This is a genomic window from Microbacterium sp. 22179, from assembly GCF_052045715.1.
GTDB lineage: Bacteria > Actinomycetota > Actinomycetes > Actinomycetales > Microbacteriaceae > Microbacterium > Microbacterium galbinum.
The window spans coordinates 44,164-66,124 of the sequence record NZ_JBQEPJ010000001.1 but is presented as its reverse complement, the minus strand read 5'-3'; the positions used below and the strand labels follow the sequence as shown (position 1 = coordinate 66,124).

20 protein-coding genes are annotated in these 21,961 nt (G+C 71.7%); 13 read left to right on the top strand and 7 right to left on the bottom strand.

Features of this window, described 5'->3' with window-relative positions; translation table 11 throughout:
- Positions 1 to 8 precede the first annotated feature (8 nt).
- A complete protein-coding gene (locus ACTJKK_RS00280) occupies positions 9 to 602 on the bottom strand; it encodes a TetR/AcrR family transcriptional regulator (RefSeq protein ID WP_440746604.1) in 594 nt (197 codons plus the stop codon).
- Between the two features lie 41 nt (positions 603 to 643).
- Entirely contained in the window at positions 644 to 1,078 is a 435-nt protein-coding gene (locus ACTJKK_RS00275; RefSeq protein ID WP_247623073.1) for an Lrp/AsnC family transcriptional regulator, read from the bottom strand.
- Between the two features lie 150 nt (positions 1,079 to 1,228).
- Here ACTJKK_RS00275 and ACTJKK_RS00270 point away from each other — a divergent pair, with 150 nt between their 5' ends.
- From ACTJKK_RS00270 to paaZ, 7 genes are read left to right on the top strand one after another with little or no spacing between them, the layout of a single operon-like run.
- Entirely contained in the window at positions 1,229 to 2,356 is a 1,128-nt protein-coding gene (locus ACTJKK_RS00270; RefSeq protein ID WP_440746603.1) for a thiamine pyrophosphate-dependent enzyme, read from the top strand.
- The gene (locus ACTJKK_RS00265; protein ID WP_440746602.1) at positions 2,353 to 3,402 is read left to right on the top strand and encodes an alpha-ketoacid dehydrogenase subunit beta; all 1,050 of its coding nucleotides are present in this window, start codon (positions 2,353 to 2,355) and stop codon (positions 3,400 to 3,402) included. The genes ACTJKK_RS00270 and ACTJKK_RS00265 overlap by 4 nt, the downstream gene beginning before the upstream one ends.
- Positions 3,399 to 4,766, top strand: a complete 1,368-nt coding sequence (locus tag ACTJKK_RS00260; RefSeq protein WP_440746601.1) for a dihydrolipoamide acetyltransferase family protein — start codon at positions 3,399 to 3,401, stop codon at positions 4,764 to 4,766. Before ACTJKK_RS00265 ends, ACTJKK_RS00260 begins: the two co-directional genes overlap by 4 nt.
- Before the next feature lie 10 nt (positions 4,767 to 4,776).
- Positions 4,777 to 5,964, top strand: a complete 1,188-nt coding sequence (locus ACTJKK_RS00255; protein WP_440746600.1) for a thiolase family protein — start codon at positions 4,777 to 4,779, stop codon at positions 5,962 to 5,964.
- The gene (locus tag ACTJKK_RS00250; RefSeq protein ID WP_440746599.1) at positions 5,961 to 6,701 is read left to right on the top strand and encodes an enoyl-CoA hydratase/isomerase family protein; all 741 of its coding nucleotides are present in this window, start codon (positions 5,961 to 5,963) and stop codon (positions 6,699 to 6,701) included. Before ACTJKK_RS00255 ends, ACTJKK_RS00250 begins: the two co-directional genes overlap by 4 nt.
- A gap of 23 nt (positions 6,702 to 6,724) precedes the next feature.
- Positions 6,725 to 7,570, top strand: coding sequence for a 3-hydroxyacyl-CoA dehydrogenase family protein (locus tag ACTJKK_RS00245; protein ID WP_440747191.1), 846 nt, complete (start codon positions 6,725 to 6,727; stop codon positions 7,568 to 7,570).
- Positions 7,567 to 9,648 carry a phenylacetic acid degradation bifunctional protein PaaZ gene (paaZ, locus tag ACTJKK_RS00240; RefSeq protein ID WP_440746598.1) on the top strand — a complete coding sequence of 694 codons (2,082 nt, stop codon included), beginning with the start codon at positions 7,567 to 7,569 and terminating at the stop codon, positions 9,646 to 9,648. The genes ACTJKK_RS00245 and paaZ overlap by 4 nt, the downstream gene beginning before the upstream one ends.
- Positions 9,649 to 9,656: 8 nt before the next feature.
- On the opposite strand, the gene ACTJKK_RS00235 is transcribed toward paaZ, so the two are convergent.
- The 5 genes from ACTJKK_RS00235 to ACTJKK_RS00215 form a co-directional block, all read right to left on the bottom strand.
- The gene (locus ACTJKK_RS00235; protein ID WP_440746597.1) at positions 9,657 to 10,952 is read right to left on the bottom strand and encodes a hypothetical protein; all 1,296 of its coding nucleotides are present in this window, start codon (positions 10,950 to 10,952) and stop codon (positions 9,657 to 9,659) included.
- Between the two features lie 156 nt (positions 10,953 to 11,108).
- Entirely contained in the window at positions 11,109 to 13,601 is a 2,493-nt protein-coding gene (gene ptsP / locus ACTJKK_RS00230; RefSeq protein WP_440746596.1) for a phosphoenolpyruvate--protein phosphotransferase, read from the bottom strand.
- The gene (gene dhaL / locus ACTJKK_RS00225; protein ID WP_440746595.1) at positions 13,601 to 14,245 is read right to left on the bottom strand and encodes a dihydroxyacetone kinase subunit DhaL; all 645 of its coding nucleotides are present in this window, start codon (positions 14,243 to 14,245) and stop codon (positions 13,601 to 13,603) included. The genes ptsP and dhaL overlap by 1 nt, the downstream gene beginning before the upstream one ends.
- Positions 14,245 to 15,237 carry a dihydroxyacetone kinase subunit DhaK gene (gene dhaK / locus ACTJKK_RS00220; RefSeq protein WP_247632674.1) on the bottom strand — a complete coding sequence of 331 codons (993 nt, stop codon included), beginning with the start codon at positions 15,235 to 15,237 and terminating at the stop codon, positions 14,245 to 14,247. The genes dhaL and dhaK overlap by 1 nt, the downstream gene beginning before the upstream one ends.
- 206 nt (positions 15,238 to 15,443) lie before the next feature.
- Positions 15,444 to 17,564 carry a RecQ family ATP-dependent DNA helicase gene (locus ACTJKK_RS00215; protein WP_440746594.1) on the bottom strand — a complete coding sequence of 707 codons (2,121 nt, stop codon included), beginning with the start codon at positions 17,562 to 17,564 and terminating at the stop codon, positions 15,444 to 15,446.
- An 88-nt stretch (positions 17,565 to 17,652) separates the two neighbouring features.
- Between ACTJKK_RS00215 and ACTJKK_RS00210 the strand changes: the two genes are divergently transcribed.
- The 6 genes from ACTJKK_RS00210 to paaE all read left to right on the top strand — a co-directional run bounded on the left by ACTJKK_RS00210 (position 17,653) and on the right by paaE (position 21,959).
- Positions 17,653 to 18,072, top strand: coding sequence for a pilus assembly protein CpaE (locus ACTJKK_RS00210; RefSeq protein ID WP_247632676.1), 420 nt, complete (start codon positions 17,653 to 17,655; stop codon positions 18,070 to 18,072).
- A gap of 99 nt (positions 18,073 to 18,171) precedes the next feature.
- On the top strand, positions 18,172 to 19,191 hold the full coding sequence (gene paaA, locus ACTJKK_RS00205; protein WP_440746593.1) for a 1,2-phenylacetyl-CoA epoxidase subunit PaaA: 1,020 nt from the start codon (positions 18,172 to 18,174) through the stop codon (positions 19,189 to 19,191).
- On the top strand, positions 19,191 to 19,496 hold the full coding sequence (gene paaB / locus ACTJKK_RS00200; protein WP_247623085.1) for a 1,2-phenylacetyl-CoA epoxidase subunit PaaB: 306 nt from the start codon (positions 19,191 to 19,193) through the stop codon (positions 19,494 to 19,496). Before paaA ends, paaB begins: the two co-directional genes overlap by 1 nt.
- Positions 19,493 to 20,308, top strand: coding sequence for a 1,2-phenylacetyl-CoA epoxidase subunit PaaC (paaC, locus tag ACTJKK_RS00195; RefSeq protein ID WP_440746592.1), 816 nt, complete (start codon positions 19,493 to 19,495; stop codon positions 20,306 to 20,308). The genes paaB and paaC overlap by 4 nt, the downstream gene beginning before the upstream one ends.
- Before the next feature lie 5 nt (positions 20,309 to 20,313).
- Entirely contained in the window at positions 20,314 to 20,796 is a 483-nt protein-coding gene (paaD, locus tag ACTJKK_RS00190; protein WP_440746591.1) for a 1,2-phenylacetyl-CoA epoxidase subunit PaaD, read from the top strand.
- A complete protein-coding gene (gene paaE / locus ACTJKK_RS00185) occupies positions 20,796 to 21,959 on the top strand; it encodes a 1,2-phenylacetyl-CoA epoxidase subunit PaaE (protein ID WP_440746590.1) in 1,164 nt (387 codons plus the stop codon). Before paaD ends, paaE begins: the two co-directional genes overlap by 1 nt.
- The last annotated feature ends 2 nt before the right edge of the window (positions 21,960 to 21,961 follow it).

The window sequence follows — 21,961 nt, the reverse complement described above, 5'->3', positions numbered from 1 at the left end:
GCCGCGGCTCAGCGCGTGCGGAGCCCGTCGAGCGCCACGGCGAGAACGTCGCGGGCGAGGGCTTCGGCCCCCTCGGGACCGCTCGGGCGATACCACTCCACGAGCGAGTTGACCATGCCGAAGAGCAGACGCGTCGCGACCGAGGCATCCACATCGACGCGCACCGCGCCCTCCTCCTGCGCCGCGCGCACGATCGCGGTCACGGCCTGATCGAAGGCGCGTCGACGTTCGAGCGCGCGCCGTTCGACCTCGCTGTTGCCCCGCACGCGCAGCAGCAGCGTGACCGAGGGCAGGTGCGCCACGAGAACACCGACGGCACCCTCGAGCACCGCGGCCAGTCGGTCGCCCGGGCGCACGGCATCCGTGGAGGCCAGCAGGCCCTCGAGGCCGTCGAGCGCTTCGTCGAGGGCCGTCTCGAGGATCTCCTCCTTGGAGGAGAAGTGGTGGTAGAGCGCCGCCTTCGACAGCCCGAGCCGGGCGGCGAGGGCGGCCACCGAGGTGCCGTCGTACCCGGACTCGTTGAACACCGCCACCGCCGCGTCGAGCAGACCCCGGCGGTCGTACCCGGGGCGCCCGCGACGGACGGGGTCGGCTGCGCTCATCGCCCCAGTCTGGCACGCGGGCCGCGCGGCGAGGTGGCCGCTCAGCGCTCGAAGTCCTCGAAGATCAGGGTCGTGCGGGTCGTGCGGATCGACGGGATCGCCTGGATGTCCTCGAGAACGATCCGGCGGAGATCGCGCGCATCGTTCGCCCGCACGAGCAGGATCACGTCGAAGTCTCCGCCGACCAGCGCCATGTGCTCGATCTCGGGGATCGCCCGCAACCGATCCTGCACGAGCTGCCAACTGGCCTGCTCGATCGCGAGCGTGACGTAGGCGCTCGCGTGATGCCCGAGCTTCGCGGGATCCGTGCGCACGGTGTACCCCGTGATCACGCCCGCATCGGTGAGCCGTCGGATGCGGGCATGGGCGCCCGCCCGCGAGATGTGCACGGCATCCGCCAGTGCGGTCATCGACGCCCGCGCATCGCGTCGCAGCTCGTCGAGGATGGCCCGGTCGATCTCATCCAGCGTGGTCATGGCACTCCTTCGTCCCGGGTCGAATTCTGACACTTCGGCGAGCGTGAGGGCAACGATCGCGCAATCGTCCAGCATTCGGCCGCACCTCTTGGACGACTGCGCGCGAGAGCGCATGCTGTCGTCATCAGGTTCGGCGAGGAAGGCGACCAGATGAACGACGACATGCTCCCCCGCGACGAGGCGGTACAGCTCATCGCCCCCGACGGCACGCTCACCGAGGACGCGGACTATCCGCTCCCCGACCGCGGCGCGCTGCTCGACGCCTACCGCGGACTCGTCGAGGGACGCCGCTTCAACGATCAGGCGAGCGCACTGGTGCGCCAGGGCCGCCTCGCGGTCTACCCCTCGTCGCACGGGCAGGAGGCCTGCCAGGTCGCAGCCGCGCGGGTGCTCGACGGCGCCGCTGACTGGCTGTTCCCCACGTACCGCGACGCCGTCGCCATCATCGGACGCGGAGTCCCGCCGGCGGAGACCATGGTGCTGCTCGCGGGCGACTGGCATTCGGGCTACGACGTGCGCGCGCACCGCGTCGCCACGCAGTCCACGCCCCTCGCGACCCAGTTGCTGCACGCGGTCGGCTTCGCGTACGCCGCGAAGCGCCGCGGCGACGACACGGTCGTGCTCGCCCTGTGCGGCGACGGCGCCACCAGCGAGGGCGACTTCCACGAGGCGATGAACTTCGCGTCGGTCTTCCGCGTGCCGGTGGTCTTCTTCGTGCAGAACAACGGGTTCGCGATCTCGGTGCCCCTCTCGCGCCAGACCGCTGCTCCCTCGCTCGCGCACAAGGCGATCGGCTACGGGATGCCGGGGCAGCGGGTCGACGGCAACGACGTCGCCGCGGTGCTCTCGGTGCTCAGCGCGGCTGTGCGGCGAGCACGCGCGGGCGACGGCCCCACGCTCGTCGAGGCGCACACCTATCGGATGCAGGCGCACACCAACGCCGACGACGACACCCGCTACCGCGATCGCGCCGAGGTGCAGGCCTGGGTCGAGCGCGACCCGCTGCGGCGGCTGCGCACGCACCTCCGCGCGGTCGGAGCGCTCGACGATGAGATCGAGGCCCGGTTCGCGGCGGATGCCGAGACCCTCGCGATCGAGCTGCGCACCGCGCTGAACACCGACGCCGACCTCGATCCCGAGGATCTCTTCCGATTCGTGACCGCGACCCGTTCCCCGCAGCTCGAGGAGCAGTGGGCGATGCTGCGGGGCGAGATCGAGCGCACGGCGGCGGCATCCGGCCAGGCGGAGTCCGCCTCTCGAGAAGGAGCATCCCGATGACGATCGCGCAGGACGGCACGCATCTCGACGGCATCCGCCCGGGCGTCGATACGGGCAGCCGCGCCCCGGTGACGCTCACGATGGCCGCGGCACTGAACCTCGCGCTCGCAGACGCCCTGACCGACGACCCCGAGGTCGTCGTCTTCGGGGAGGACGTGGGGGCGCTCGGCGGGGTCTTCCGGGTAACCGACGGACTCACCGCGCGCTTCGGCGAGGATCGCTGCTTCGACACCCCGCTCGCCGAGTCCGGGATCGTCGGCACGGCGGTGGGCATGGCGATGAACGGCATGCGCCCCGTGGTCGAGATGCAGTTCGACGCTTTCGCGCTGCCCGCGTTCGAGCAGGTGGTGAGCCACGTCGCGAAGTACGGGAACCGCACGCGCGGAGGGGTGCGGATGCCGCTGGTCATCCGCATCCCGTTCGGTGGCGGCATCGGCGGGGTCGAGCACCACTGCGACTCGTCGGAGGCGTACTACGCGCACACCCCGGGGCTCACGGTCGTGTGCCCGTCGACCCCGCAGGACGCCTATTCGCTGCTGCGGGCGGCGATCGAGTCGCCCGATCCGGTCGTGTTCCTCGAGCCCAAGAAGCTGTACTGGACGCGCGGCCAGGTCGACACCGCGCACCGCGCCGACCTCGGCAGCGCCCGGGTCGCGCGCACCGGCACCGATGTGACGTTGCTCGCCTACGGCGCGGCCGTGCCGCTCGCACTGGAAGCCGCCGAGGCCGCAGCCGCCGACGGCCGCAGCGTCGAGGTCGTCGATGTGCGCTCGCTCTCGCCCTTCGACGACGCCACGGTCACGGCCGCCGTGCGCGCCACCGGTCGGGCCGTCGTGATCGCCGAGGCACCGGGCTACGCGAGCGTCGCCTCCGAGATCCAATCGCGGGTGTTCGAGCGCTGCTTCGAACACCTCGAGGCGCCGGTGCGCAAGGTGACGGGGTTCGACATCCCCTACGCCCCGCCGAAGCTCGAGCACTGGTACCTGCCCGACGTCGACCGCGTGCTCGACGCGATCGACACGCTGCACTGGGAGGACGAATCGTGAGCACCCTCACCGCGCACGTCTTCCGGTTGCCCGATCTGGGCGAGGGTCTCACCGAGGCCGGTCTCGTGCAGTGGCTCGTGGCGGTCGGAGACACGATCGCCGTCGATCAGGCGATCGCCGAGGTCGAGACCGCCAAGAGCGTCGTGGAGCTGCCGTCCCCCTTCGCGGGTGTGGTGACCGCGCTGCACGGCGACGCCGGCGACACGATCGCCGTCGGCGCCCCGGTGCTGGAGGTGTCGGATGCCGCGGCGGCGAGCGCCTCATCCGACGCCGTCCTCCCCGAGAACGCGGCGCACGAGGACTACCGAGTCGAGGAACGCGCAGGCTCCGGCAACGTGCTCATCGGCTACGGCACGAGCGAACGGTCGGCGGGCGGACGCCGCCGGCGGTCGGCCGTGCACGACTCGGCCGCGGCGCCCACCGACACGGCGGAGGCACCCGTCGGCACAGCGGAGGCACCCGCCGCTCGCACCGTCGCGGTGCGCTCACCGATCGTCCGTCGGCTCGCCCGCGACCTCGGTCTCGACGTGCACGCGATCCCCGCGACCGGAGCCGACGGCGCCGTGACGCGCGCCGATGTGCTGCGGGCCGCGGTCGATCATGCCGTCGACGGCGCGCACGCACCGGCATCCGCAGGTCCGGCGTCGTCCGCCGACGAGATCGACGGCCTGCGCGTGCGCGCCCGTGAGCGCCTGTCTCCGCTGCGCCGGGCCGTGAGCGCCCGCCTGAGCCGCAGTCGCGCCGAGATCCCCGAGGCGACCGTCTGGGTCGACGTCGACGCGACGCGTCTCTGGGATCTGCGGCGCGAGATCGCCGCGGCCGGCGAGCGCGCGCCGTCGCTGACCGCGCTGTTCGCTCGCTTCGCCCTGCTCGCGCTCGAGGACCACCCCGTGCTCGCCTCGCGTCTGGATGACGGCGGCGAGGAGCTCATCGCGTTCGAGGGCGTGAACCTCGGGGTGGCCACCGACACCGAGCGCGGGCTGCTCGTGCCGGTCGTCCCCCGCGCACACGAGCTGAGTGTCGCGCGACTCGACGCCGCGCTGGGCGAGCTCGCCGAGACCGCCCGGGCCGGGGCGATGCCGCCCGAACGGATGCGCGGCTCGACCTTCACCCTCAACAACTACGGCGGACTCGGCGTCGACGGGTCGGCTGCGATCATCAACCACCCCGACGTGGCGATCCTCGGCATCGGACGCGTGCTCGAGCGCCCCTGGGTCGTCGACGGCGAGGTCGTCGCCCGCCGCATCGCGCAGCTGTCGCTGGTGTTCGATCACCGCGTGTGCGACGGCGGCTACGCCGCGAGCTTCCTGCGGCAGCTGGTCGCGCTGATCGAACAGCCGTTGCGCGCCTACGGGCGCGTGTGAGGAGGCCGATATGACCGAGGCGTTCCTCATCGGCGGGGTCCGCACCCCGATCGGGCGCTACGGCGGTGCCCTCTCCGGCATCCGCCCCGACGACCTCGCCGCCCTCGTGGTGCGCACTGCCGTCGATCGCGCCGGAGTGCCGGGTGGCGCGATCGACGAGGTGATCCTGGGAGCGGCGAACCAGGCAGGCGAGGACAACCGCAACGTCGCGCGCATGGCCGTGCTGCTCGCGGGACTCCCCGACGACATCCCGGGTCTGACCGTGAACCGGCTCTGCGCCTCGGGGATGTCGGCCATCGCCCTGGCGACCCAGGCGATCCGCGCGGGGGACGCCGAGCTGCTCGTCGCGGGCGGCGTCGAGTCGATGACCCGGGCCCCGTGGGTGCAGGCCAAGCCCGAACGGGCGTGGGCGAAACCGGGCGCCGTCGTCGACACCTCGATCGGCTGGCGGTTCACGAACCCGCGGCTCTCCGCGCGCGCAGGCACCACGCTCTCGATGCCGGAGACCGCGGAGGAGGTCGCCCGGCGCGACGGGATCACACGAGAGGATGCCGATGCGTTCGCGCTGCGCAGCCACGGGCGCGCGATCGCCGCGATCGACGCGGGACGCTTCGCCGACGAGATCGTCGCCGTGCCCACGCGCGCCGGCGATGTCGACGTCGACGAGGGCCCGCGCCGCGACACCGACCTCGGTGCGCTCGCGTCGCTGCGCCCCGTCGTGGAGGGCGGCCGCGTCGTCACCGCCGGCAACTCGAGCTCCTTGAACGACGGGGCCTCCGCCGTGATCGTCGCCTCGGGTGAGGCCGTGCGCCGCTACGGCCTCACCCCCCGTGCCCGCATCGTCACGGCGACCTCCGCCGCACTCGCTCCGGAGATCATGGGTCTCGGTCCCGTGCCGGCGACCGAGAGGGCGTTGCGCCGCACCGGCCTCGCGGTCGACGCGATCGGGGCCGTCGAGCTGAACGAAGCCTTCGCCTCCCAGTCGCTCGCCTCGATCCGCCGACTCGGACTCGACCCGGAGCGCGTCAACCGCGACGGCGGAGCGATCGCCCTCGGGCACCCGCTCGGGTCGAGCGGGTGCCGCATCGTCGTCACGCTGCTCGGGCGCATGGAGCGCGAGGGGGCGGGGCTCGGACTCGCGACGATGTGCGTGGGCGTCGGGCAGGGCACCGCCATGATCCTGGAGCGGGTGGCATGAGCGACCCGCTGCTGATCGAACGGCGTGACGACCGCGTGCTCGCCACGCTCAACCGACCGGAGCGCCGCAACGCCATCGACCTCGCCACGATCGATGCCCTGCACGCGCTCTGCGCCGAGCTGGAAGCCGACCCCCGCACGCTGATCCTCACGGGTGCGGGCGGCGACTTCGCGGCGGGCGCCGACATCGCCCAACTGCGCGAGCGCCGCGCCGACGATGCGCGCCGCGGGATCAACGCCACGGCCTTCCTCCGCGTGGCCGAACTGCCGATGCCGGTCATCGCCGCCCTCGACGGCTACGCGCTGGGCGGCGGCGCGGAGCTCGCCTACGCCGCCGACATCCGCATCGCCACCGCGTCGCTCCGCATCGGCAACCCCGAGACCGGACTCGGCATCCTCGCCGCTGCCGGCGCGACCTGGCGCCTGCCCGAGATCGTCGGCCACGCCCGCGCCGCCGATCTCCTGCTCACGGGCCGTGCGCTGGGCGCGGACGACGCCCTCGCCTGGGGGCTCATCTCGGCGATCCATCCGCCCGAGCAGTTGCTGCCCGCCGCGCACGCGCTCGCGGACCGCATCGCCGCGAACGACCCGCTCGCCACCCGACACACCAAGCGCGCCCTCCGCGCGCCGCGTGCAGAGCATCCGCACATCGACGGAGAACTGCAGGCCGAGCTGTTCGAGAGCCCCGAGAAGGAGCGCCGCATGACCGCCTTCCTCGATCGCACGGGTCGCTCGTGAGCGCGCCGGCCGTCGTCGGCGTGATGGGCGGAGGGCGTATGGGCGCGGGCATCGCGCACGCGTTCCTGCTCGCCGGATCGCGAGTGGTCGTCGTCGAGCGCGATACGGAGGGCGCGGATGCCGCGGCGCTGCGCATCGACGAGAGTCTCCGCCGTTCCGCCGACCGCGACCCCGGCCTCGATGCGGGCGAATGCGCCGCGCGCCTCCGGCTCACGACCGATGTCGAGGGGTGCAGGGGGGCCGCACTGGTCGTCGAGGCCGTGCCCGAGGACCGCGTGCTCAAGGAGGACGCGCTCGCGCGGCTCGAGCAGGTGCTGCCGGACGAGGCCGTGCTCGCCTCGAACACCTCATCGATCTCGATCGACGACCTCGCGCTCGCCCGCCGACGGCCGGAGCGCTTTCTCGGGCTCCACTTCTTCAACCCGGTGCCCTCGTCGGCGCTCGTCGAGATCGTGCGGGGAGCGGCCACCGACCCGGCCGTCGTCGATACCGCGCGCGAGTGGGTCGCTCTGCTGGGCAAGACTCCGATCGTGGTCGCCGACTCCCCCGGCTTCGCGTCGTCGCGCCTCGGCGTCGCGCTCGGCCTCGAAGCCATTCGGATGCTCGAGGAGCGCGTCGCATCGGCGACCGACATCGACGCCGCCATGACGCTGGGGTATCGGCATCCGGTGGGTCCGTTGCGCACGACCGACCTCGTGGGGCTCGACGTGCGTCTCGGGATCGCCCAGGAGCTCGCCCGCGAGTTGGGTGAGCGCTTCGAGCCACCCGCTCTGCTGCGCCGGATGGTGGCCGAGGGGCGGCTGGGACGAAAGAGCGGCGCAGGCTTCTACGACTGGACTGCCCCCGACTCTCCGAAGGAGACGCGATGACCGAGTACCTGCCCAGTTACATCGAGGGCGCCTGGTGGGCGCCCGCGGCCGGATCACCCTCGACGGAGGTGCGCGACGCATCGACCGGCGAGCTCGTGACCCGCGTGTCGACCACGGGTCTCGACCTCGCGGCGGCGCTCGTGCACGCCCGCACGGTCGGGCAGGCGAGCCTCGCCGCGCTCACCTTCCACCAGCGGGCCGTGCTGCTGAAGCAGTTCGCGCTGGCGCTGAGCGCCCGCAAGGACGAGCTGTACGCGCTCTCGGCCCGCACGGGTGCGACGGCCGCCGATTCGTGGGTCGACATCGACGGCGGCATCGGCGTGCTCTTCTCCTACTCGGGCAAGGGACGCCGCGAACTGCCGAACGGCACCGTGCGCATCGACGGCCCGGTCGAGCCCCTCTCGAAGGACGGGTCCTTCCTCGGCCGCCACGTGCACACCACGCTGCCGGGCGTCGCCGTGCAGATCAACGCCTTCAACTTCCCCGTGTGGGGTGCGCTCGAGAAGTTCGCCCCCGCCTTCCTCGCGGGAATGCCGACGCTGATCAAGCCCGCGACCCCGACCGGCTACCTCGCCGAGGCGATGGTGCGCATCCTCATCGAGTCGGGTCTGGTGCCCGAAGGCACGCTGCAGCTCGTGAGCGGGAGCGTGCCCGATCTCTTCGACCACCTGCTCCTCGGCGACATCGTGGGATTCACCGGCAGCGCCTCGACCGGCGAGTCCCTGCGGCGGAGCGCCGCGATGCAGACCGGAGGCGTGCGTTTCACGGCCGAGACCGACTCGATCAACGCCTCGGTACTCGGCACGGATGCCACGGTCGGCACGCCCGAGTTCGATGCCTACGTACGCCAGCTCGTCACCGAGATGACGACGAAGGCCGGGCAGAAGTGCACGGCGATCCGTCGCGTCATCGTGCCGGAAGGATCGGCGGATGCCGTGATCGACGCCGTGCGCACCCGCCTCGCGGAGCGCACGGTGCTCGGAGACCCCCGCGCCGAGGGCGTGACCATGGGCCCGCTCGCCTCGCTCGCCCAGCGCGACGAGGTGCTGCGACAGGTCGCCGCGCTGCAGGATGCCGGTGGACGGATCGTGATCGGCACGACCGCGACGCCGGAGGTGCGTCGCGCCGACGGAACCACGGGGCAGATCTCGGAGGGGGCCTTCGTCGCGCCGATGCTGCTGCGCTTCGACGACGCCGAGGCGGATGCCGTGCACGGCGTCGAGGCCTTCGGCCCGGTCGCCTCGATGCTGACCTACTCGACCATCGCGGAGGCCGCAGGTCTCGTCGCCCGCGGCGGCGGTTCGCTGGTGACGAGCATCGCGACGCACGACCCCGCGCAGGCGGTGGCGCTCGCGACCCGCATCGCGCCGTTCAACGGTCGACTGCTGGTGCTCGACCGCGACGATGCGCGCTCGTCGACCGGACACGGATCCCCGCTCCCGAACCTCGTGCACGGTGGACCGGGGCGGGCCGGCGGTGGCGAGGAGCTGGGCGGGATCCGGGCGGTGCTGCACCACATGCAGCGCACCGCGGTGCAGGGATCGCCCGAGATGCTCACGGCCCTGACCGGTGTCTGGCACTCCGGCGCCGCGGTGCGCAGCGACGGACGGCATCCGTTCCGCCGATCACTCGCCGAACTGCGGGTCGGCGACCAGGTGGCCTCGGGATCGCGCACCGTGACCCTCGACGACATCGAGACGTTCGGGCGCTTCACCGGCGACACCTTCTACGCCCACATGGACGAGGCCGCGGCGGCGGCGAATCCGTTCTTCCCGGGGCGGGTCGCCCACGGCTATCTGCTCGTGTCGTGGGCGGCAGGGCTCTTCGTCGATCCCGAGCCCGGTCCAGTGCTCGCGAACTACGGACTCGAGGACCTTCGCTTCGTCACGCCGGTGTCGCCGGGTGATGAGATCCGCGTCGAACTGACCGCGAAGCAGATCACGCCGCGCGAGACCGACGACTACGGCGAGGTGCGCTGGGACGCCGTCATCCGCAATCAACGCGACGAGACCGTCGCGACCTACGACGTGCTCACGCTCGTGAGCAAACAGCCTCAGGGCGAGACAGCGCCTGTCTGAGCAGGCGACTACTCCAGATAGGCACCAAAGTAGTGCTCGCGACGCAGCGTGCCGTCTTCGGCGGTGATCCCGATGATGGCGGCTCCCGGCGTAGCGATGTCGTGCTCAGTGAAAAAGAGCAGTACTCGACCGTCGCGCGTCGACACCTCGTAGAAATCGAGGCCTGCCGCCACGACGTGGACCGAGGTACCGTCCGGGAACGATGCCATGGCCTTCTCGATCGGATCTCCGATTCCGACGCCGGCGGCGCGCGGAAGCATGGCGCCATCAACGGAAGGTTCACCGTAGAGCGAGATCTTGCCGACGAGGATGCTCGCAATGGCCTTCCCCTCCTCTTGCGCACTGATGACCAGGCTCGCGGACCCGTCAGGGCTCACGAATGTGCGTGGACGCGAGGGCCACTCCGCCGCAGAGATATCGGTACCGGGGACCGCAGCCATGGCCGCATCGATATCCTCCCCGAGACGGAGCGGACCGATACCGTCGAAGCCGATCGTCCATTCCGACCAGGCTTCCGCGGCGTCAGCGGCGGGCGGCTCGGCCGGCGTCGCCGGCGGATTCGCCGTCAGTTCACCGATCAGGAGCTCCTTCGCCTGAGCGGCGCGTGCGTGCAACGTACGAGCAGCCGCGTCGGCATCGATGAGTGAGTCTCCCGTATACGAGTGCCAGAACTCCACCAGCACATTGCCCACGGATGCGATCCCGAAGTAATGCCGGAAGCCGCTGTCGGCCGTGCCCAGCTCTATCGATCCGACGACCGTGCGCACATCGTCCTCGTCGATCGCCGCGCTGTCGAACGACGACGCGCTCTGGTCGAACGTGAACGTCGCGCACTGCTCCGACGCGGCCACGTAGTCGTCCATCCGTCGCGCGGCTTGCCCTTCGTCCGCGAACTGCAGCACGCTCAAGCGCCCCTGACGCTCGTTCTCGGCCTTCCAGGTGATGCTGCGCGCGCCGATCGAACCGAGCGACGCTTCAGACTGGACGGTGCCGCAGATACTCGGGGAGAACATCGCTCCGTCACCGTCGCCGATCTGCAGCAGCGATGCCGATGGCTCCGCGAAATCCGCCGACCCCGGAATGACCGCCGCGATCTCGTCCTCCGACAGCAGGAACCAGTCGAGCTCGTCACCGACGAAGTGGAGCGGCCCGTCGTAGGCCGCGGGCTCCGGAGTCTCGGGGGCCGCCGTCGGGGTCGGGTCCGGCGTCGATTCGGGTTCGGGCGCGCACCCGGAGAGTCCGAACAATGCCCCGGCCGTGACCAGGCCGAGGACGAGCTTCGTGAACGACCGCGCGTGCGGCATATGACCCTCCGATGATCCGCTGCGCCGCCTGCCGACGCCTCCCCTGGGGCGAGCGTAGCGGCTGTTCCGGACATCCCGCCCGCCTCCACGACCGGTCGAGATCAGAACGATACGAATCGCATGCCCGTGGGCGCATATATGCCGCGACGGAAGGGGTCAGAGCCCGCTCACGTCCGCCAGAACGGCGCCCACCGCCTCCCGCGCCGCCGAAGCGGTCGGCGCTGCGAGGGCCGCATCGGCCGCACGTCGGCACGCGTCCTGATCGACGGCCGCGAGCGCCGCGCCGACCCGCCCGAGCGCGCGCGGTGCCATCGAGAGCGAAGTCACTCCGAGCCCCGCGAGCACAGGCGCGAGAGCGGGGTCGGCAGCGGCCTCCCCGCACACCCCGACCGGCTTCCCCGCCGCGCGCCCCGCGGCACCGACGGCGCCGATGAGTCGCAGCACCGCGGGCTGCCACGGATCGTTGAGGTCGCCCAGTTCGCTGAGGAGCCGGTCGGCCGCGAGCGTGTACTGGGCGAGATCGTTGGTGCCGAGGCTGACGAAGTCGACGACCTCGAAGATCTCGGTGGCGAGCAGGGCAGCCGACGGGGTCTCGATCATGATGCCGACACGGTCGATCCCCGCGCCCCTGGCCCGCTCCGCGAACTCTGCCGCTTCGTCGACGGTCGCCACCATCGGCGCCATGACCTCGACGAGGGCCGATTCCGCCTCGGCGGCGAGGGCGAGCGCTCGCAACTGATCGTCGAGAAGACGCGGGCTGCGACGGGCGATCCGCAGACCCCGTATACCGAGCGCCGGGTTCTCCTCGTCGTCGACGTTCGCGAAGGGCAGGGGTTTGTCGCTTCCCGCGTCGAGCGTGCGCACGACCACCTTGCGACCGGGGAACGCGGCGAGCACCCCGCGGTACGCGATGACCTGCTCATCGACGGAGGGAGCATCCGTGCGCCCGAGGAAGCAGAACTCCGTGCGGAACAGTCCCACGCCCTCGGCGCGCGCCGCCGCAGCGGCGAGGGCGTCCGCCGCACCTCCGACGTTGGCGAGCAGGGCGAGCGGATGGCCGTCCGCCGAGCGGCCCTGCCCGTCGAACTCGACGACGACCGCGGCGGCACGCGCGGACGCCACTCGCTCCTCATCCGGGCCGACCTCGACGGTGCCGCGATCACCGTCGACGAGCACGATCTCCCCCTCGCGGATGCCCGTGGCACCGGTGACGCCGACGACCGCCGGGAGCCCGAGCGAGCGGGCGATGATCGCCGTGTGAGAGGTGGGACCGCCCTGCTCGGTGACGAGCGCTGTGCAGCGACCACCGCCGAGGGCGGCCGTGTCGGCGGGCGAGAGGTCCACGGCGACGAGCACGAACGGCTCCTCGCGCTCGGGGACCCCCGGCAGGTCGAGTCCGAGGATCTCCGCGATCACGCGGTCGCGCACGTCGCGGATATCGGCCACGCGTTCGGCCATCCGCCCCCCGAGCGCCTCGAGGGCCGTCTCGTGCGATCGGGCCGCTTCCCATACCGCGCGCGCGGCCGTGCGACCCTGCGAGAGCACGAGCGCGCGGGCATCGGCGAGCAGCTCGGGATCGGACGCGATGAGGCGTGCGGCATCGAGGATCTCCCGCGCCTCCCCCGTCGACTCCGCGGAGCGCGCACGCAGGTGCTCGGCGACCGCGACGGTCGCCCGCTCGACCGCCGAGACCTCGGCGGCGCGCTCGCTCTCGGCGACGACGACTCCGCCATCGGGCTCGGGCAGCGCGGGAGCGAGATGAACGACGGATGCCGCGGCGACCCCGGAGCTCACGCCTCGTCCGCGCAGCACATCGCCCGCGGTCACCGCACCCGCAGCATCCCGAGGCGGCGCGACCGGTTCCGGCGCCGAGCCCGTCCCCGTCCCGACGCCGGTGCCGGTGCCGGTGCCGGTGTCCGTTCCCTCCCCGAACCCGTCGTCGAAGAGCGCCGCGATCCGATCGAGGGCACCGGCGGCATCCGCACCCCGCGCCGAGATCTCGATCTCGTCGCCCTGGCGCGCGCCGAGGATCAGCAGCCGCGAGAGACTCGCCGCAGCCGCCTCCGGGCCGTCGGGCAGCCGCCGCAGACGCACGTCGACGCCGCCGGAAGCCTCGGCGATCAGGGCCGCCGGGCGGGCGTGGAGGCCCTGCGGGTTGCGCACGAGCACACGGCGGGTCTGCGCGTCGCCGGCGGGTCGGGACGGAGCCACCGGTTCCGGAACCGGTTCCTCCGCACCGAGCTGCCCCGTCTTCGCTCCGAGGGCCGCGGACGCCTCGGCGGCGACCGTGTCGAGATCTCCCCCGGCCGCCGCCGACACCACGGCGGCGAGCAGACCCTCGACGAACGGCGCCGGGGCGAGCCTGACCGGCACGTCGCTCAGGCGCAGTTCGAGTGCGAGCTCGGCGCTGAGCACGGCTGACCCGAGGTCCATGAGCACGAGCACACCGTCGCAGTCGCCGGCGAGCTCGTCGATCGCTCCGGCGACGGCCACGGCATCCGTGCCGAGGATCGGCGTGCCGTCGGCATCCGTCCCCGCACCGGCCGCGACGCGCACTCGCGCTCCAGGCCCCTGCACCATCTGCAGGGCGAGCTCGAGCGCCGCCTCCCCGAGTCGTGCGCTGTGGGAGACGGCGACGATGCCGATCATCAGCTCGCCGCGATCGCCGCGGCGAGCGTCTCGAAGAGGAGCGTGGTCGATGCGGCACCGGGATCGAGATGGCCGGCACTGCGTTCGCCGAGATAGCTGGCCCTCCCCTTCCGGGCCACCAGCGGCAGCGTCGCGTCGCGCCCCGTGGCGGCGGCGACCGCAGCGGCCTGCGTCGCCTCGGCCAGGTCGGCACCTCCCGCGATGGCGGCGTCGAGCGCATCGACCGCCGGCGACATCGCGTCGAACATCGTCTTGTCCCCGACCTCGGGCTTGCCGCGCGCGACGATGCCCTCGAGCCCGGCGCGCAGCGCGGCGGCCAGGCCGGTCGCGTCGAGATCCTGGACCGCGCCGGTCGTCATCCCCATCCGCAGGAAGAACGTGCCGTAGAGCGGCCCGCTGGCGCCGCCGACCGAACTGACGAGCGTCATCCCGACGGTCTTCAGGAGGTCGTCCGCCGCGGCCGGCGCGCTCGCTGCGAGCTTCTCGGTGACGGCGCTCATCCCCCGCGCCATGTTCGCGCCGTGGTCGGCGTCGCCGATCGCGGAGTCGAGCTCGGTGAGCCATTCGCGCTTCTCGGCGACGGCCGCGCCGAAGCGGATGATCCAGTCCTGCAGGGTGGCGATCGAGACGGTATCCGCGGCCATCAGGCGCCCCACCGCAGACCGGGGGTCACGACCGGGCTGTCCCACAACCGCAGCACCTCGTCGTCGGCCTTCAACACCGTGACCGAGCATCCGGCCATGTCGAGTGAGGTGATGTAGTTCCCGACGAGGTTGCGCACGACCTGAACGCCCGCTGCCTCCAGGAGCGCTGCGACCTCGGCGTACATCAGGTAGAGCTCGATCTGCGGGGTCGCGCCCATGCCGTTGACCATCACGATCGCGGGTCCCGCGAAGTCGAGGTCGGCGAGGATCGGCTCGACGAGCTGGCGGGCGATGTCGGATGCCGGCGCCAGGGGCTCCCGGTGGCGCCCGGGCTCGCCGTGGATGCCGATGCCGATCTCCATCTGGTCGTCCGGAAGGTCGAAGGTCGGCTTGCCGGCGGCCGGCACCGTGCAGCTGGTGAGCGCCATGCCCATGGAACGCCCCTGGCCGTTGACGCGTTGCGCGAGGGCGACGACGGCGGCGAGGTCCTGTCCCTCCTCCGCGGCCGCGCCGACGATCTTCTCGAGCAGCACGGTGAGGCCGACGCCGCGTCGTCCGGCCGTGTAGAGCGAGTCCTGCACGGCGACGTCGTCGTCGACGACGACCGTGCCGACCTCGATGCCCTCCATCGAGGCGAGCTCTGCGGCCATCTCGAAGTTGAGCACGTCGCCGGTGTAGTTCTTCACGATGTGCAGCACGCCGGCCCCCCGGTCGACGGCCTTCGTCGCTGCCTGCACGCGGTCGGGCGTCGGTGAGGTGAAGACCTCACCCGCGACCGCGGCGTCGAGCATCCCGACGCCGACGTAGCCGCCGTGCAGGGGTTCGTGCCCCGATCCGCCGCCGGAGACGATCGCGACCTTTCCCTGCGCCTTCGGCTCGGCCCGCGTGATGACGTGCGTCTCGAGGTCGACCGACAGCTCGGGATGCGCGAGTGCGACTCCCTTGAGCGATTCGACGAGCACGTCCTCCGGGGCGTTGATGAGCTTCTTCATCATCCGATCTCCTTCGATCTCTTCCGTCGGGTGTCGATGCCGGCCGCGTGGCCGACGTCGCGAAAGCAGGCGACCTGGAACAGGCGACACCGCCGTCACTGTCGAACATGCTCGGGACGGCTGGTCTTGTCAAGGTCGAACGTGGGATCCGGCCACGAACTCTCTTCGTCGGCGTTCTTCGACGCCACCGTGTCACCCGCGCAGCGTCACCCGCGCAGGGCGAGCACGAACGGCAGCACCTCGCTCGCGCCGGCGCGCCGAAGCGTGCGCGCGGCGACCGTGAGAGTCCACCTGCTGTCGGCGAGATCGTCGACGAGCAGCACGGGACCGTCGGGGATCTCGAGGTGATCGGCGCTGAACCGATCCCAGAGACCGCCGAGGCGGAAGACGCTGTTACCGCCGGGCTGACCGCTCGGACCGCCGCCGACGAGACCGAGCTCACCCAGGTACGGCAGCCGGCCGATCTCGGCCAGTCCGCGGGCGAGGCTGTCGACGAGCTGGGGGCGCGAGCGCGACGGGAGTGCGACCACCGCGACGGGCCGCTGCGACCACTCCCACCCGGCCAGCACGCGCACGCATCCGTCGAGCACCTGTCGCGTCACCGCGGCATCCGCAGCCCCCGCGGCGAAGAGCGTGCGCAACGTGCCACCCCACCCCAGGTCGGTCAATCGCGCCAGCGCCCGCCCCTCGCCCGCCTGTTCGTCGGCGGCGATGCGCCCCTTGACGGGGACGTCGAGCCGATCGGCGCCCGTGGGCCAGGCGCGGCGGGGCTCGATCGGCACCCCGACTCGGTCGAGCGACCGGGAGGCCTGGGTGGTGGCCGCCGCGCCGATCTCGCGCGGGAACCATTCACCCGCGCAGTTGTCGCACCGCCCGCAGGGCTTCGCGGTGTCGTCGTCGAGGGCGCGCTGCAGGAACTCCATCCGGCATCCGTCGGTCTGCTCGTACGCGATCATGTGCTGCTGCTCGGCGATGCGCTCCCCCGCGATGCGTTCGTATCGCTCGGCGTCGTAGCTCCACGGCGCCCCCGTCGCGACCCACCCGCCCTGCACGCGACGCACCGCGCCGTCGACGTCGAGCACCTTCAGCAGCAGTTCGAGCGGGGTCCGACGGATGTCGACCATCGCCTCGAGGGCCGGTGTCGAGATCGGCGCGTCACCGAGTGCGCCGATCACCCGCTCCGCACGTTCACGGTCGGGCATCGACGCGGTCGCGAAGTAGTGCCAGATGTCGCGGTCTTCGACACCGGGCAGCAGCAGCACGTCGGCGCTCTCGCTCGCACGGCCCGCACGACCCACCTGTTGGTAGTACGCCACGGGTGACGAGGGCGCGCCGAGGTGCAGCACGAAACCGAGATCGGGCTTGTCGAACCCCATGCCCAGCGCACTCGTCGCGACGAGCGCCTTCACCTCGTTGCGCTGCAGCATCCCCTCGGATTCGGCGCGTTCCTCGGTGTCGGTCTGCCCCGTGTACGCCCGCACGTCGTGCCCGTGATCGCGCAGCAGTCGCGCCGTATCGACCGCCGCAGCGACCGTCAACGTGTAGATGATGCCCGATCCGGGGAGATCGTCGAGGTGGCTCAGCAGCCAGGCCAGTCGGCTCGCGGAGTCGCGCAGCCGGAGCACCCCGAGGCGCAGCGAGGTGCGCGCGAGCGGTCCGCGGATCGTGAGCACCCCGGTGCCGGGATCGCCTCCCGCCGTGCTCGCGCCGAGCTGCTCGGCCACGTCGACCATGACGCGGCTGTTCGCCGTGGCCGTCGTGGCGAGAACCGGGACGTCGGCCGGCATCTCGGCGATGAGATCGCGTAGCCGTCGGTAGTCGGGGCGGAAGTCGTGCCCCCAGTCGCTGATGCAGTGCGCCTCGTCGACCACCAGCATCCCCATTCGGCTCACGAGCGCCGGCAGGCGTTCTTCCCGGAAGGCCGGATTGTTGAGGCGCTCGGGCGACACGAGCAGCACGTCGACCTCGTCACGGTCGAGCTGCGCGAGGACGTCGGTCCACTCGTGGGCGTTCGTCGAATCGATGGTGACCGCCCTCACCCCGGCCCGGGAGGCTGCCGCGATCTGGTCGCGCATCAGGGCCAGCAGCGGCGAGACCAGGACGGTCGGCCCCGCCCCCTGGCTCCGCAGCAGGCGGGTGGCGACGAAGTAGACCGCGGACTTCCCCCACCCCGTGCGCTGCACGACGAGCGCCCGGCGGCGACCGTCGACGAGCGCTTCGATGGCCTCGTACTGCCCGTCGTGGAAGTCGGCATCGGGGCGGCCGACCAGCTCGCGGAGGGCGGCGAGAGCGGCCGCGCGGGTGCCGACGGAGGGTGCGGAGGTCATCCCCTCACTCTGCCCCATCCCTCCGACACCGCGATCGGCGCACCGGCGCACCGGCCCCGCCGTGCACCCGGTCGTCTAGCGTGGAGACGTGATCACCCGAGACCTCGCCGTCGCCCTCCGAGCCGCCGGCCTGGTGTGGCATCCGATCGAGGGCGACCGCTTCCAGCTCGACCTCCCGAACGAGGTGGAGCTGGAATCCGAGGCCGACGTGTTCACCGTCAGCGGCATGACGATCGAGGCGCGGCAGACGCCGAGCGGCACCGACCTCGCCTTCAACGGCACGACCGAGTGGGCGCTCGACGCGGTGACCCTCGCGGATGCCGTGTGGCTCCCCCGCGAGGATCAGTTGCGCGAGCTGCTGCGCGGAACCTTCCGCTCGCTGGAGCGGCTCGACGACACCTTCCGTGTACGGGTGCGGATATCGGGGGAAGACCTCTCATTCGAGCACCCCGATCCCGCCGAGGCGTACGGCCGAGCGCTGCTGGAGCTGGTCTCGCGCTCGCAGTGAGTCGAGGATCCGGCGCGCGCCGGCCTTGAGGATCCCGTCCCGTCGTGACAGAATTACCTAACGATCGGTCAGTAAAGGTGCTGACCGGGAGGAGCCACGATGAACGCCCCCGCAGACCCCTCGATCACCGCGGACGTCTCCGACGAGCAACGCATCTCCGACGAGCAACGCATCTCTGACGAGGAACGTCTCTTCGACGAGCTCATCGCGAACGAGCAGCGCATCGAGCCGCGCGACTGGATGCCCGAGGCCTACCGCAAGACGCTCATCCGTCAGATCTCGCAGCACGCGCACTCCGAGATCATCGGCATGCAGCCGGAGGGCAACTGGATCACGCGCGCGCCCAGCCTCAAGCGCAAGGCGATCCTGATGGCGAAGGTGCAGGACGAAGCGGGCCACGGGCTCTACCTCTACTCCGCGGCGCAGACCCTCGGCATCACCCGCGACGAGATGATGCAGCAGCTCATCGACGGGCGGGCAAAGTACTCCTCGATCTTCAACTACCCCACTCCGACCTGGGCCGACATGGGCGCGATCGGATGGCTCGTCGACGGCGCCGCGATCTGCAATCAGGTTCCGCTCTGCCGCGCCTCGTACGGGCCCTACGGCCGCGCGATGGTGCGGGTCTGCAAAGAGGAGTCGTTCCACCAGCGCCAGGGCTTCGAGATCCTGCTCACCCTCATGCAGGGCACCGAGGAGCAGCGACGCATGGCGCAGGATGCCGTCGACCGCTGGTACTGGCCGAGCCTGGCGATGTTCGGCCCGCCGGACGACCGGTCCCCCAACTCCGCGCAGTCGATGGCCTGGAAGATCAAACGCTTCTCGAACGACGAGCTGCGCCAGCGGTTCGTGGGGATGCTCGTTCCGCAGGCAGAGATCCTCGGCGTCACCCTCCCCGACCCCGAGTTGCGGTTCGACGAGGCATCCGTGCGGTACGAGATGGGTGAGATCGACTGGGACGAGTTCTTCGAGGTGCTCCGCGGCAACGGACCGTGCAACACCGAACGGCTGGAGCGCCGGCGCACCGCTCACGAAGATGGGGCTTGGGTGCGGGAGGCCGCGGCGGAGTACGCCCGCCGGCAGGCATCCGCCTCGGCACTCGACGAGGAGGTGGCCTGATGGCGAGCCCCGGCACCGACCCCCGCGAGCCCTGGCCCCTCTGGGAGGTCTTCGTGCGTGCGAACCGCGGGCTCAGCCACGTGCACGTGGGGTCCCTGCACGCGCCGGATGCCGAGATGGCGATCCGCAACGCCCGCGATCTCTACACCCGACGCGGCGAAGGGGTCTCGATCTGGGCGGTGCCCGCCGAGGCCATCACGACGAGCGACCCGGATGCGAAGGGCGCGTACTTCGAGAGCGCCGCAGGCAAGAACTACCGGCACGCCGTGTACTACACGGCCTCCGAAGGGGTGCCGCACCTATGAGCACGCACGGTGACGTCACCGTCGAGGAGCTGCACCTCGCACAGGAGCTCGCGGGATCCGGCGAGCGCGCGGCATCCGCCGACATCGCCGAGTACGCGCTGCGTCTCGGCGACGATGCGCTGATCCTGTCGCAGCAGCTGGGCGCCTGGATCTCGCGTGCGCCGGAGCTCGAGGAGGACGTGGCGCTCGGCAACATCGCCCTCGACCTGCTCGGCCACGCCCGCTCGCTGCTGCGCTACGCCGGCTCCTTCGACGGACGCAGCGAAGACGATCTGGCGTTCTTCCGCGACGAGCCGGAGTTCCACAGCGCCTGGATCGTGGAGCAGCCCAACGGCGACTTCGCGCAGACCATCGCGCGCCAGCTCGTCGTCTCGGCGTACATGGTCGAGCTCTACGCGGCGCTGCGATCGAGCGGCGACGCGACCATCGCGGCCGTCGCCGAGAAGGCTCTCAAAGAGGTCGACTACCACCGCGACCACGCCGTGCAGTGGACGCTCCGGCTCGCGGGCGGCACCGAGGAGTCGCGCACGCGGATGATCCGCGCCCTGGGCGACGTCTGGCCCTTCGTCGACGAGCTGTTCCGCGACGACCCGCTGATCGACCGGCTCGGCGATGCGGCCGCGCGCCCGTCATCGCTGCGCGCGGGCTTCGATGCCGTGATCGACACGGTCTTCGCCCGGGCCGACCTCGCGGTGCCCGATGTCGCGGCGTCGTCGGCGGGCGGACGACAGGGGTCGCATGCCACGCCGATGGGGCACATCCTCGCCGAGATGCAGGTGCTCGCGCGACGGCATCCGGGGGCGACATGGTGACGGCGATGACGACGACGGATGCCTGGCGGATCGCCGCCGCCGTCGCCGACCCCGAGGTCCCGGTGCTGACCATCGAGGACCTGGGCGTACTGCGCGCTGTCGAGTCCGACGGCGCGCGGGTGCGCGTCGACATCACCCCCACCTACAGCGGATGCCCCGCGATGGACACGATCCGCGACGACGTGATCCTGGCGCTCACCGCGGCGGGCTTCGCCGAGGTCGAGGTGCGGCTCGTGCTCGCCCCGGCCTGGACGACGGACTGGATGTCGGATGCCGGCAGGCGCAAGCTCGAACGCTACGGCATCGCCCCTCCGACCGGTCGCGCGGCGGTGCGCGACGGACCCATCCCTCTCACGCTGAGCGTGTGCTGCCCGCGATGCGGATCGCTCGACACCCGGGAGGTGTCGCGGTTCGGTTCCACCTCGTGCAAGGCGCTGTTCGAGTGCCGCGCCTGCCTCGAGCCCTTCGACCATTTCAAGGTGCACTGATGTCGCTGTTCGCGCCCGCCACGGCATCCGCTCCCCCGGCCCCGCCCCGCGAGGTGCCGAAGGCGCGTCGACGCGCCCGCTTCCACACGCTCGTCGTCGAGGCCGTGCGCCCGCTCACCGACGATGCGGTCGAGGTGACGTTCACGGTGCCGGCCGCGCTCGCCGGCGAGTACGACCACCTGCCCGGCCAGTACGTCGCGCTGCGCACCGTGCTCGACGGGGTCGAGGTGCGGCGGTCGTACTCCCTGTGCCGTGCTCCCGAGCATCGCGCCGACGGCGCCGACACCCGGCTGAGCGTGGCGGTCAAGCGCGACGAGGGCGGGCGGTTCTCGACCTGGGCGCAGATCGGTCTGAAGCCGGGGTTCGAGATCGACGTGATGAGTCCGCAGGGCACCTTCACCTCGGCCCTGCCCGACCTCGATCACCGGCACGTGGTGGGCATCGCCGCCGGCTCCGGCATCACCCCGCTGATGGCCCTGGCGCACACGGTGCTGTCGCGGTCGGACACCGCGCGGTTCACCCTGCTCTACACGAACCGGTCGACGCTCGACGTGATGTTCCTCGAGGATCTCGCCGATCTGAAGGACCGCTACCCCACCCGCCTCACCCTGCACCACGTGCTCTCGCGCGAGCAGCGCACCGCTCCCGTGCTGTCGGGCCGCATCGACGAGCCGAAGCTGCGCACGATCCTCACGACCCTCCTCCCGCCCGACGACGTCGACGAGTGGTTCCTGTGCGGGCCGCTCGCCCTGGTCGACCTCTGCCGCGAGGTGCTGGCCGATGTCGGCGTGGGCGGCGAGCACATCCGCTTCGAGCTGTTCACCACCGGCGACGAGCCCGCCCGTGCCGCACGACCGGTGCAGGTGCGGGCGGGTGAGCGCACGACCACGATCGAGGTGACGCTCGACGGCGTCTCGTCAACGGTCGAGAGCCCCGTGGATGCGCACGAGTCGGTGCTGAATGCGGCGCTGCGCGTGCGCCCCGACGCCCCCTTCGCCTGCGCGGGCGGGGTGTGCGGCACCTGTCGGGCCCGGGTCGTCGAGGGCAGCGTCACGATGACCGAGAACTATGCGCTCGAGCCCGACGAGATCGAGCGCGGGTTCGTGCTCACCTGCCAGTCCCATCCGACCAGCGACCGCGTCGTCGTCGACTACGACGTGTGAGG

What these genes read in the sequence shown, in the direction of transcription:
- paaZ (WP_440746598.1), top strand. Translation starts at nt 7,567, where the DNA reads ATGACCGAGTACCTGCCCAGTTACATCGAGGGCGCCTGGTGGGCGCCC.
- ACTJKK_RS00280 (WP_440746604.1), bottom strand. Translation starts at nt 602, where the DNA reads ATGAGCGCAGCCGACCCCGTCCGTCGCGGGCGCCCCGGGTACGACCGC.
- dhaL (WP_440746595.1), bottom strand. Translation starts at nt 14,245, where the DNA reads ATGGCCGCGGATACCGTCTCGATCGCCACCCTGCAGGACTGGATCATC.
- paaC (WP_440746592.1), top strand. Translation starts at nt 19,493, where the DNA reads ATGAGCACGCACGGTGACGTCACCGTCGAGGAGCTGCACCTCGCACAG.
- ACTJKK_RS00275 (WP_247623073.1), bottom strand. Translation starts at nt 1,078, where the DNA reads ATGACCACGCTGGATGAGATCGACCGGGCCATCCTCGACGAGCTGCGA.
- paaE (WP_440746590.1), top strand. Translation starts at nt 20,796, where the DNA reads ATGTCGCTGTTCGCGCCCGCCACGGCATCCGCTCCCCCGGCCCCGCCC.
- ACTJKK_RS00270 (WP_440746603.1), top strand. Translation starts at nt 1,229, where the DNA reads ATGAACGACGACATGCTCCCCCGCGACGAGGCGGTACAGCTCATCGCC.
- ACTJKK_RS00245 (WP_440747191.1), top strand. Translation starts at nt 6,725, where the DNA reads ATGGGCGGAGGGCGTATGGGCGCGGGCATCGCGCACGCGTTCCTGCTC.
- paaB (WP_247623085.1), top strand. Translation starts at nt 19,191, where the DNA reads ATGGCGAGCCCCGGCACCGACCCCCGCGAGCCCTGGCCCCTCTGGGAG.
- ACTJKK_RS00235 (WP_440746597.1), bottom strand. Translation starts at nt 10,952, where the DNA reads ATGCCGCACGCGCGGTCGTTCACGAAGCTCGTCCTCGGCCTGGTCACG.
- paaA (WP_440746593.1), top strand. Translation starts at nt 18,172, where the DNA reads ATGAACGCCCCCGCAGACCCCTCGATCACCGCGGACGTCTCCGACGAG.
- ACTJKK_RS00255 (WP_440746600.1), top strand. Translation starts at nt 4,777, where the DNA reads ATGACCGAGGCGTTCCTCATCGGCGGGGTCCGCACCCCGATCGGGCGC.
- ptsP (WP_440746596.1), bottom strand. Translation starts at nt 13,601, where the DNA reads ATGATCGGCATCGTCGCCGTCTCCCACAGCGCACGACTCGGGGAGGCG.
- ACTJKK_RS00250 (WP_440746599.1), top strand. Translation starts at nt 5,961, where the DNA reads ATGAGCGACCCGCTGCTGATCGAACGGCGTGACGACCGCGTGCTCGCC.
- paaD (WP_440746591.1), top strand. Translation starts at nt 20,314, where the DNA reads ATGACGACGACGGATGCCTGGCGGATCGCCGCCGCCGTCGCCGACCCC.
- ACTJKK_RS00265 (WP_440746602.1), top strand. Translation starts at nt 2,353, where the DNA reads ATGACGATCGCGCAGGACGGCACGCATCTCGACGGCATCCGCCCGGGC.
- ACTJKK_RS00215 (WP_440746594.1), bottom strand. Translation starts at nt 17,564, where the DNA reads ATGACCTCCGCACCCTCCGTCGGCACCCGCGCGGCCGCTCTCGCCGCC.
- dhaK (WP_247632674.1), bottom strand. Translation starts at nt 15,237, where the DNA reads ATGAAGAAGCTCATCAACGCCCCGGAGGACGTGCTCGTCGAATCGCTC.